We start from the raw sequence: 9,213 nt of genomic DNA, 5'->3' as shown, positions 1-9,213 counted from the left end.
GTAGTTGGGGGATCTCCCCCTGTGAGAGTAGGACGTCGCCAGGCAAATAAGGAAAAGAGTAGCTCTTGGGAGTTACTCTTTTTTGGTTTTGATTTTTTGTTCGAAGAACATTCAGTCTCTCCTCGACCGCAGTGCGAGGGTAGGGAGGAGCAAGAAGGTCGAGGACGCGAGGGAGAGAAGACCGGAGTGTGGTATCCACACGAGGATCTGAACGAGTGAAGCGGACGAAGAGATTCGCCGCTCATCACTAGCCGCAGCCTTCAGTGCTGATGGTAGTTGGGGGCTCCCCCTGTGAGAGTAGGACGTCGCCAGGCAAATAGGGAAAAAAGTAGCTCTTAGGGGTTACTCTTTTTTGGTTTCATTGTTAGATAAGGATGAGTGTATAAAAAGTAATTATTTGGAAAAATACGCAATAAACGAAAAAATGACGCAATTAAGGGTGAAAAAGACGCAAATAATAAAATAATGACGCAATCCCCCTGGAAAATGACGCAATAAATTCAAAAACGACGCAATCAAGATCCTGGGAGTCCCATCTGGTCATAAATCGTCCCTTCAAATGTCCGTTGAGGGCTCCAACCTCATCATTCTGCCATTGTATCCGCTGATCCTGACCATATTTTTGCATATTTACAACGCAGCTGCATGATTGCAGCTGGTCCTCTACCCAAGCCGCTATCATAATTCATTGCCTCCCCCTCTCTCAACCTAATAAACTCACAATCTCAAACCACCAATATACCAACTTCTTTTCACAATCTTTTTTATAGAGACATACACAGACTCGGTAATGGCAACATAAGATGAAAGTACACTTGATTATTCTGTCAGTTGAAATGTTTATAATTATGTATACAATTGGTGGTTTTGAGGCAGAATAGATTGTATGGAGGTGGAGGGCCCTATGTTAAATCAGGAACGTAAGGCGGCTTTGGAAGAGTGCATCGTTTGTCACGTTGAGAAGAAGGTTGGAATCCATCTATACACATCGTTTATCTGCACAGAATGTGAGAAGGAAATGGTTCACACAGAAACGAATGATCCTTTGTATAAAACGTTCATACAGAGACTGAAAAAAGTGAATACTCCTCAAATCTACTCATAACCAGAATGTATACATGGTTATGATTTTTTTTGCTGTCAGAGTTTCGGTGTTTTATGAGTTTCGTTGATTCATTGTTATACAAATAAGATTTGAAATCACCGAAGCATAGTACCGCGTGGTTATGATACGATATGAGTGGATATTTACTTTAAGGAGATTATGGAATGAAGCGAGATCATACAAGAACCCCACTGATTGAGGCGATCGAGAGGCATCGGTCCATGCAGCCTATTTCATTTCATGTGCCTGGGCATAAGAACGGATTATTGGTGCAGGATCATCCTTTTTATCAATCAGATCTTACAGAGTTAAGTGGTTTGGATGATTTACATGATTCCCAGGAGGCGATTCGGGAAGCTGAGGAATTGCTTGGGGATGTATACGGGTCATTAGAGAGTCATTTTCTGGTGAACGGAAGTACGGTAGGGAATATTGCCGCGATCCTCGCTTCCTGTGAACCTGGGGATACAGTATTTGTTCAACGGAATTGTCATAAGTCGGTGCTGAACGGGATCAGGCTAGCCAAGGCTGTTCCGGTATTCATTGAAACAGAGTGGGATGACATGGGGACCGCCCTTGGGATTCGATTGGATGATATAAAGGAAGCGATGAATGTATTCCCTCATGTGAAAGCTTGTGTCCTCACGTATCCGACTTATTACGGGTTTACATACAATCTGAAAGAAATCATAGATGAATGTCATAAACATAATGTCGTCTGTATCATTGATGAGGCTCATGGTGCACATTTTACCCTGGGTCCACCTTTTCCCGATTCTGCTATGGAGTGTGGGGCAGATATTGTGGTTCATTCCGCTCATAAGATGCTCCCGGCCATGACGATGGGGTCGTATTTACATATTGGAAGTAAGCGGGTGGATGCGCATAAGGTGAAAGACTATTTAACTATGCTACAATCAAGTAGTCCTTCGTATCCGATTATGGCATCCCTTGATTATGCGAGATCCTATGTCGGGACGTTTTTACAAGAGGACTTGGATCAAACACTTGAGGACATTCGCGAATTTATAGACCGGATTGAACGGATCCATCCTCAGCTCATTGTTCAACAAGCACATGATCCATTAAAACTTATCATGAAGATCGAAGGAAGAACGGGTTATGCCCTCCAGGAGTTGTTAGAGTCTGTAGGTGTTTATCCGGAGCTTGCTGATCCGAATCAAGTACTGTTGATTCTTCCGTTAGTAAAGAAGGGTCTTTCGTTTCCGTATACAGAAGCGATCAGAAGGATAAACAAGGCGCTTGAGAATGTGCCTGTGGTGGAAGTCATCCCCATGGATGGGATAAGCAGTTCGAGTGGGACAACCCCTTTTTCTACCTTGGCATTAACCTTGGAGGAAATGGACGGGAAAGTGGAAGCGTTGATTTCCCTGGACGATGCGGAAGGAGAAGTTTCTGCTGGAATGGTGACACCTTATCCACCGGGTATCCCGTTGTTGGTGCCGGGGGAACGGATCACTGCTGATGTAATCCGGCGTTTGAAGAAATATATAGAGAATAAGGCAAACATTCAGGGGCACCACCGATTGGCTGACCACTGTGTGTATGTGTATCGATAAAGCGGAGGGAAATAGATGACAAGAGGATTGTTCATTACCGTTGAAGGCCCCGAGGGTGCCGGGAAATCAACGATATTATCAGAGTTATATCAACAACTGCTGCAGGATGGACTGGATGTTGTCCAGACGAGGGAGCCGGGAGGTATTTCCATAGCTGAGCAGATCAGGGAAGTCATATTAAATACAAAGAACACGGAAATGGATAAGCGAACGGAAGCGCTGTTATATGCAGCTGCGAGGCGTCAGCATCTGGTGGAGAAAGTGATCCCCGCCCTTAAGGAAGGCAAGATCGTGATTTGTGATCGGTTTATTGACAGTTCCCTTGCCTATCAAGGGAATGCCCGTGGAATCGGAATGGAAGAAGTCATGGATATCAATCAATTTGCGATTGAAGATAAGATGCCGGATCTCACGTTGTATTTTGACATTGATCCCGAAGAGGGGTTAAAGAGAATTGCAAAGCATAACGGCAGAGAAGTGAATCGATTGGATCTCGAATCGATGGAATTTCATACTCGCGTCCGCGAGGGGTATCAGAAGTTAATCAAACAATATCCGGATCGCATTCGAGTCATCGATGCTAGTAAGAGTAAGGAAGCGGTGTTTACTGATGCGTATGAAATCGTGACGGGTTATTTAAACACGTGAGGCTAATAGAAGAGACGGATGAACGGGCGAAAAATCGTTTCCTGGTCATCCGTCTCTTTTTTAGATGAAGCATTGGAGTCTTTTCAATGATATAATAGAAGGAAGTAAATGGCTTTATAACGGAGGAATTCATTCATGAAGGTAATTATGGCAGTTGTACAGGATAAGGATAGCAATCGTTTGTCTAATGCCCTGATGGAACATAATTTTCGTTCGACAAAATTAGCGAGCACCGGCGGTTTTTTGAAGTCAGGCAATACGACGTTCATCATTGGTACTGAGGATATTCGGGTGGAGAAAGCATTACAGGTTATTAAGGAAAACTGTCAGTCACGTGATCAAATGGTAGCACCGGTGTCCCCGATGGGTGGAAATGCAGATTCCTATGTGCCTTATCCCGTTGAAGTGGCCGTAGGCGGGGCGACGGTATTCGTTCTCCCTGTAGAGCAGTTCCATCAGTTTTAAAGTGAGGTTGGATTTATGAAAATTAATCAGGACCACCGCGTGTCCTTAGATAGCATGGCGAAAGATCAGAGAACTGGCGGTACGGGACAAGTTAAGTTCGGCCAGCTGGTTCAGAAACATGATCAGAAAATGCATATGGACCAGCTCAATAAGCTTCTTGGGACAATAGAGGATGCCGGCACCCGTTTAGCTCAGTCAAGGACATTCAAAGATCTAGCCAAATATAAAACATTGGTCAAGAAGTTTGTACGGGAAGCAGTCGACTTCGGAATGGACCTGAAGCAGTCCCATACTTGGAATCAATATGGTGAGGGACGAAAGCTGAATATCGTCGAAACAGTGGATCAGCATCTTGTAGGATTAACGGAAGATGTATTGGATAAGGAAAAGAAGTCCATTGATATATTAGGAAAAATCGGAGAAATAAAAGGACTGCTTATTAATCTTTATATGTAAGAGAGTGATGTTAGGACATGTTGTTTGAAGAGATACAACCATTTCAGCCAGTCGTCCTTCAGATGCTGCAGAATAGTATATTGAAGGATCGTGTCGCTCATGCTTATTTATTCGAGGGTGAAAAAGGGACACGAAAGAAAGAAATGAGCATGCTGTTCGCCAAGGCATTATTATGTCTGAACCGGGTAGAAGGAAAGCCCTGTGAAGACTGCTCCAACTGTAAACGGATCAATCACGGGAACCATCCGGATTTGCATCTGGTGGAGCCTGATGGTCTATCTATCAAGAAGGATCAGATTAAAAGTCTGCAAGAAGAATTTTCGAAAACAGGTGTAGAATCCAAGAAGAAAATCTACATCATCGTTCACGGAGATAAGATGACGGCGAATGCTGCTAACAGCCTATTAAAATTTCTGGAAGAGCCGCTCGCGGATACAACCGCGATTCTCATCACTGAAAATATTCACCGGATCCTGCCAACCATTCTCTCCAGATGCCAGACGGTTTCATTTAAACCGTTACCGAAAGAACAACTGACAAAACAGTTATTGGAAGAGGGGATCCCCCCTCACTTTGCAACTCTTGCAGCCAACTTGACGAACCATTATGAGGAAGCTGTAGAAATATGTCAAAATGAGTGGTTTGCACAAGCAAGAATAATAGTGTTAAAATTATATGAAGTCCTCCAGAAAAGTCCCTTCCAAGCAATGGTCAAAATACAAGAGGATTTTGTACAGCACTTCAAAGAAAAAGATCAAGTCGATCGAGCATTGGATCTTTTACTTCTAATATATAAAGACTTACTTCATATCCAGTTAGGAAAAGAAGAGCAGCTCGTGTACCCGGACCAAAAGGAAAACTGGAAATCCAACGCACTTCAAGTATCAACCAATCGTCTTTCTACTAATATGACGATGATCCTTGAAGCAAAACGCAAATTAAACGCCAATATGAATTCGCAGCTGCTAGTAGAACAGCTTATGCTAAAACTGCAGGGGTGATGGTCCTTTGTACGATGTTGTAGGAGTTCGCTTTAAAAAAGCGGGTAAAATCTATTATTTCGATCCGGGTGATCTGGACATTCAAAAAGATTGTTATGTAATCGTTGAAACGGTCCGCGGAGTCGAATTTGGTAAAGTAGTCGTAGAGAGAAAGCAAGTAGGAGAAAATGATGTAGTTCTTCCGTTGAAAAAAGTGATTCGGATCGCCGATCAAAAAGATCGATTGATCGTTGACGAGAACAAGTCGTCTGCAACGGAAGCCTATAACGTATGTTGTGATAAAATTAATCAGCATCAATTGGATATGAAATTGGTGGATGTAGAATATACATTCGATCGTAATAAAGTCATATTCTATTTTACGGCTGATGGACGTGTTGATTTCCGGGAGCTGGTGAAAGATCTGGCCTCCATTTTCCGTACGCGCATTGAACTTCGTCAGATTGGCGTTCGAGACGAAGCAAAAATGCTTGGTGGTATCGGTCCTTGTGGCCGCATGCTGTGTTGTTCAACCTTTTTAGGAGATTTTGAACCTGTGTCCATCAAAATGGCGAAGGATCAGAATCTATCCCTTAATCCCACGAAGATTTCAGGTTTATGCGGACGTTTAATGTGCTGTCTGAAATACGAGAATGACGAGTATGAAGCAGCGAAAGAAGAATTACCTGATATCGGAGAAGTGATTAAGACACCTCATGGAAAAGGTAAAGTGGTAGGTCTTAATATTCTGGAACGTATTCTTCAGGTCGAAATCAAAGAAGAAGAGCGGGTTCTGGAATTCACATTAGATGAAATTATGAACGAAGGTGCCGTATCATTCCAAGCCACAGAGTAACGGGGTGTAGTGTCGTGGATAAGAAAGAGTTCTTTGATTCAGTCAGTAACATGGAACAACAAATTGGTGACTTATATCATCAATTAGGTGAGCTCAAACAATGCCTAGCTGAAATGTTAGAGGAAAATAATTCTCTAAAGTTAGAAAATGAACATTTGCGCCGTAGACTGGAACAAACAGAGAACTCACCAAAAAAGGTACAAACAAACAGCGATGCGGGTACGACGAGTGAGTCAGACTTAGAAGATAAAACACTGGATATCGGAGAGGGTTATGACAACCTTGCTCGATTATACCAGGAAGGATTTCATATTTGTAATATACATTTCGGAAGTCCCCGGAAGGATGAAGACTGCTTATTCTGCCTTTCTTTCTTAAATAAGAAATAAAGGACACTTCATTCTTCTAAAACAGAATACAGATAAAAAGGACTGATCCACGTATAGTGGGATTGGTCCTTTTTATTCGAAAAGCGGAAGGGGCTCGCCCTGGGGCGACAAGCTTAAGACGAGTAACCCGGAAAGGCGTTCTTTGCCTTTTGGGGTTAATTGGCTTAAGACCTCGAGCCCCAAGCCCCTGGAGCTGGACAAATCGAAAAGCGTAGGCGGCTTGTTCAGGCCCGACAAGCATAAGATGAATTGGCCGGAAAGGCGCTTTTTGCCTTTTGGGTCAATTTAGCTTATGACCTCGAGGGACTAGCCGCCGGAGCTGGACAAATCGAAAAGCCTAACAAATTGGAGGAAAGGCATGGTCGAGTTAAAAGAAGATGAGCGTTTAGATTATTTATTAGCTGAAAACATGAGGATCATTCAAAGTCCTTCCGTGTTCTCCTTTTCAACAGATGCGGTCCTTTTGGCCCACTTCAGCTATTTACCGATTCACAAGGGGAAAGTGGTTGATTTATGTTCAGGGAACGGCATCATCCCCTTATTGCTTAGTGCAAGAACCAATGTCCACATTACAGGTGTGGAAATTCAAGAGCGTCTATTTGATATGGCAAAGCGGAGTGTCGAGTATAATGACCGTCAACATCAGATAACGATGAAAATGGGGGATGTAACGAAGATTGATCAACTCCTCCATCATTCTCATTATGATGTGGTAACATGCAATCCTCCCTATTTCAATACGCCGCCAGGAGATAAACGAAATGTGAACGAGCACTATGCGATTGCCCGACACGAAATTTTATGCACCCTTGAGGATACCATCAAAGCGTCCAGCTATTTGTTGAAACAAGGCGGTAAGGCTTCTTTCGTTCATCGACCCGGCCGATTGATGGACATCCTCTCATTGATGAGAAAACATCGTCTCGAGCCCAAACGACTACGATTTGTCTATCCAAAGCCCGGGAGAGAGGCCAACACGATATTAATAGAAGGAATCAAAGATGGGAAACCGGACCTGAAGATTCTCTCTCCTTTATATGTGTACGATGAGCAGGGTGAATATTCTAAGGAAGTACATGATATGCTATTTGGACATCATAAAACAAACCAATAAACATGATCCAGGAGGTGAAATTCACCATGAACCAGCAGAAAAGTTTTCAGGACAGTGAAAAAGGAAGCCTGTATCTTGTCCCCACACCGATCGGAAATCTCGAGGATATGACGTTCCGTGCCATCCGAATGATGAAAGAAGCGACGGTGATTGCAGCGGAGGATACGAGGAACACCAAGAAACTTTGCAATTACTTTGAAATCGATACACCAATCATCAGTTACCATGAACATAATAAAGAAACGAGCGGTCAGAAGCTGATTGAGCGAATGGAGAGAGGGGAGCTCGTGGCCCTTGTCAGCGATGCAGGCATGCCATCGATTTCAGATCCGGGTTACGAATTGGTGAAAGAAGCAATCGAACACAACATCGCGGTCATTCCATTGCCCGGGGCAAATGCCGCTCTGACGGCCCTCATTGCCTCAGGTTTAGCGCCTCAGCCATTTTATTTCTATGGTTTTTTACATAGAGGCAAAAAAGACAAAAGAGCTGAGCTTGAAACACTAAAATTGTTGGAAGATACATTTATCCTTTACGAATCACCCCATAGATTAAAAGAAACACTAAAAGAACTATATGCGGTTTTAGGAAATAGACAAATCGTCATCTGTCGAGAGCTCACGAAGAAATTCGAGGAGTTCATCCGCGGTTCAATCGAGGAAGTGATCGAATGGGCGAATGAGGGAGAAGTGAGGGGTGAATTCTGTTTGTTGATCGAAGGGGCAGGTCCACAAGAGAAAGAGGAAGAAGACACTTGGTGGAGCAGCTACTCCTTGCAAGATCATGTCCAGCACTATGTAGATGAAGGAAGCATGTCATCAAAAGAAGCCATCAAACAAGTCTCAAAAGAGAGATCCCTCCCTAAACGGGAAGTGTACCAGGCTTACCACGTGGAATAACTGCAAAACAAAAAGGCCTGAGTCGAATGGACTCAGGCCTGTCATATGGCAATAGATTATTTTGATTGTAAAGATTCTTGGATTTCTTTCAGTAACTGATCTGCACCTTCACGGCTAAGAACTAATTTACCATTTGCAAGCTTGATGTTGTCATCAGAAACTTCACCAGTAATTTGGCAAGTCATGCTTGGCTTGTATTTCTTCAAGATGATTCTTTCATCATCCACATAAATTTCCAAAGCATCTTTCTCAGCGATACCTAATGTACGACGTAGTTCGATTGGAATAACGACACGGCCCAGTTCATCAACTTTTCTTACAATACCTGTAGACTTCATTTGAGAATCTCCTCCAAATAAATATTATTATTTATCTCTATCTGTTTCGTCAATATTCGACAAATTTCATTAACTGATACTATCATACCAACGATTAGGAATCTCGTCAATAATTTAATCTGTAAATTATTAATAATAAGTGCATGATTAAGTCTTGTTATAATAAGCTTTACGCTTTGTTGTAAAAAAATGTATTACCAATTGAAAATTATTGTAATGAAAGTAATAATAAATGAGAATGTCGAATTTTCTTTATCCTCTATATTAATTCGACAAAGTTCGACAAATTTCAATATCTATATCGACAAAACATAAAATCAGCATTGTTTAGTTGCAGAAACCCTTTATTTTAGGTATATTTTGATGAGATAAGAGGTTAAGAT

12 protein-coding genes are annotated in these 9,213 nt (G+C 42.5%); 10 read left to right on the top strand and 2 right to left on the bottom strand.

Annotated elements, in window-relative coordinates; translation table 11 throughout:
• Window positions 1-433 precede the first annotated feature (433 nt).
• The gene (locus ACSQ2E_RS22805) at window positions 434-682 is read right to left on the bottom strand and encodes a hypothetical protein (protein WP_435994343.1); all 249 of its coding nucleotides are present in this window, start codon (window positions 680-682) and stop codon (window positions 434-436) included.
• Between the two features lie 222 nt (window positions 683-904).
• Between ACSQ2E_RS22805 and ACSQ2E_RS22800 the strand changes: the two genes are divergently transcribed.
• From ACSQ2E_RS22800 to rsmI, 10 genes are all read left to right on the top strand, one after another.
• Complete coding sequence (locus ACSQ2E_RS22800; RefSeq protein WP_060674262.1) at window positions 905-1,105, top strand: sigma factor G inhibitor Gin; 201 nt, start codon at window positions 905-907, stop codon at window positions 1,103-1,105.
• 164 nt (window positions 1,106-1,269) lie between these two features.
• Window positions 1,270-2,685 (top strand): aminotransferase class I/II-fold pyridoxal phosphate-dependent enzyme, encoded by a 1,416-nt coding sequence (locus ACSQ2E_RS22795; RefSeq protein WP_435994341.1) that lies wholly within the window; start codon window positions 1,270-1,272, stop codon window positions 2,683-2,685.
• A 15-nt stretch (window positions 2,686-2,700) separates the two neighbouring features.
• Window positions 2,701-3,333: a dTMP kinase gene (tmk, locus tag ACSQ2E_RS22790; RefSeq protein WP_435994339.1), complete on the top strand. Its 633-nt coding sequence runs from the start codon at window positions 2,701-2,703 to the stop codon at window positions 3,331-3,333.
• 135 nt (window positions 3,334-3,468) lie between these two features.
• A complete protein-coding gene (locus ACSQ2E_RS22785; RefSeq protein ID WP_034762933.1) occupies window positions 3,469-3,798 on the top strand; it encodes a cyclic-di-AMP receptor in 330 nt (109 codons plus the stop codon).
• Window positions 3,799-3,813: 15 nt separating this feature from the next.
• On the top strand, window positions 3,814-4,254 hold the full coding sequence (locus ACSQ2E_RS22780) for a YaaR family protein (protein WP_435994337.1): 441 nt from the start codon (window positions 3,814-3,816) through the stop codon (window positions 4,252-4,254).
• Between the two features lie 17 nt (window positions 4,255-4,271).
• On the top strand, window positions 4,272-5,255 hold the full coding sequence (gene holB / locus ACSQ2E_RS22775; protein ID WP_435994335.1) for a DNA polymerase III subunit delta': 984 nt from the start codon (window positions 4,272-4,274) through the stop codon (window positions 5,253-5,255).
• Between the two features lie 7 nt (window positions 5,256-5,262).
• Window positions 5,263-6,090 carry a PSP1 domain-containing protein gene (locus ACSQ2E_RS22770; protein ID WP_098438567.1) on the top strand — a complete coding sequence of 276 codons (828 nt, stop codon included), beginning with the start codon at window positions 5,263-5,265 and terminating at the stop codon, window positions 6,088-6,090.
• A 14-nt stretch (window positions 6,091-6,104) separates the two neighbouring features.
• A complete protein-coding gene (gene yabA, locus ACSQ2E_RS22765; RefSeq protein ID WP_034762941.1) occupies window positions 6,105-6,479 on the top strand; it encodes a DNA replication initiation control protein YabA in 375 nt (124 codons plus the stop codon).
• A 358-nt stretch (window positions 6,480-6,837) separates the two neighbouring features.
• Window positions 6,838-7,593 (top strand): tRNA1(Val) (adenine(37)-N6)-methyltransferase, encoded by a 756-nt coding sequence (locus tag ACSQ2E_RS22760; RefSeq protein WP_435994332.1) that lies wholly within the window; start codon window positions 6,838-6,840, stop codon window positions 7,591-7,593.
• A 26-nt stretch (window positions 7,594-7,619) separates the two neighbouring features.
• Window positions 7,620-8,492 carry a 16S rRNA (cytidine(1402)-2'-O)-methyltransferase gene (rsmI, locus tag ACSQ2E_RS22755; protein ID WP_435994330.1) on the top strand — a complete coding sequence of 291 codons (873 nt, stop codon included), beginning with the start codon at window positions 7,620-7,622 and terminating at the stop codon, window positions 8,490-8,492.
• A gap of 56 nt (window positions 8,493-8,548) precedes the next feature.
• Here the strand turns inward: rsmI and ACSQ2E_RS22750 are convergent, their stop codons facing one another.
• Window positions 8,549-8,830 (bottom strand): AbrB/MazE/SpoVT family DNA-binding domain-containing protein, encoded by a 282-nt coding sequence (locus ACSQ2E_RS22750; protein WP_034762946.1) that lies wholly within the window; start codon window positions 8,828-8,830, stop codon window positions 8,549-8,551.
• Between the last annotated feature and the right edge of the window lie 383 nt (window positions 8,831-9,213).

The sequence above is a fragment of the Rossellomorea sp. LjRoot5 genome, assembly GCF_964253455.1.
GTDB lineage: Bacteria > Bacillota > Bacilli > Bacillales > Bacillaceae_B > Rossellomorea.
The sequence above is the reverse complement of the archived record's forward strand: the minus strand, read 5'-3'. Positions and strand labels throughout refer to the sequence as shown.

Bases quoted from the DNA above. Each gene is read 5' to 3' on its own strand.
- ACSQ2E_RS22805 (WP_435994343.1), bottom strand. From the start codon at position 682: ATGATAGCGGCTTGGGTAGAGGACCAGCTGCAATCATGCAGCTGCGTT.
- ACSQ2E_RS22800 (WP_060674262.1), top strand. From the start codon at position 905: ATGTTAAATCAGGAACGTAAGGCGGCTTTGGAAGAGTGCATCGTTTGT.
- ACSQ2E_RS22795 (WP_435994341.1), top strand. From the start codon at position 1,270: ATGAAGCGAGATCATACAAGAACCCCACTGATTGAGGCGATCGAGAGG.
- tmk (WP_435994339.1), top strand. From the start codon at position 2,701: ATGACAAGAGGATTGTTCATTACCGTTGAAGGCCCCGAGGGTGCCGGG.
- ACSQ2E_RS22785 (WP_034762933.1), top strand. From the start codon at position 3,469: ATGAAGGTAATTATGGCAGTTGTACAGGATAAGGATAGCAATCGTTTG.
- ACSQ2E_RS22780 (WP_435994337.1), top strand. From the start codon at position 3,814: ATGAAAATTAATCAGGACCACCGCGTGTCCTTAGATAGCATGGCGAAA.
- holB (WP_435994335.1), top strand. From the start codon at position 4,272: ATGTTGTTTGAAGAGATACAACCATTTCAGCCAGTCGTCCTTCAGATG.
- ACSQ2E_RS22760 (WP_435994332.1), top strand. From the start codon at position 6,838: ATGGTCGAGTTAAAAGAAGATGAGCGTTTAGATTATTTATTAGCTGAA.
- rsmI (WP_435994330.1), top strand. From the start codon at position 7,620: ATGAACCAGCAGAAAAGTTTTCAGGACAGTGAAAAAGGAAGCCTGTAT.
- ACSQ2E_RS22750 (WP_034762946.1), bottom strand. From the start codon at position 8,830: ATGAAGTCTACAGGTATTGTAAGAAAAGTTGATGAACTGGGCCGTGTC.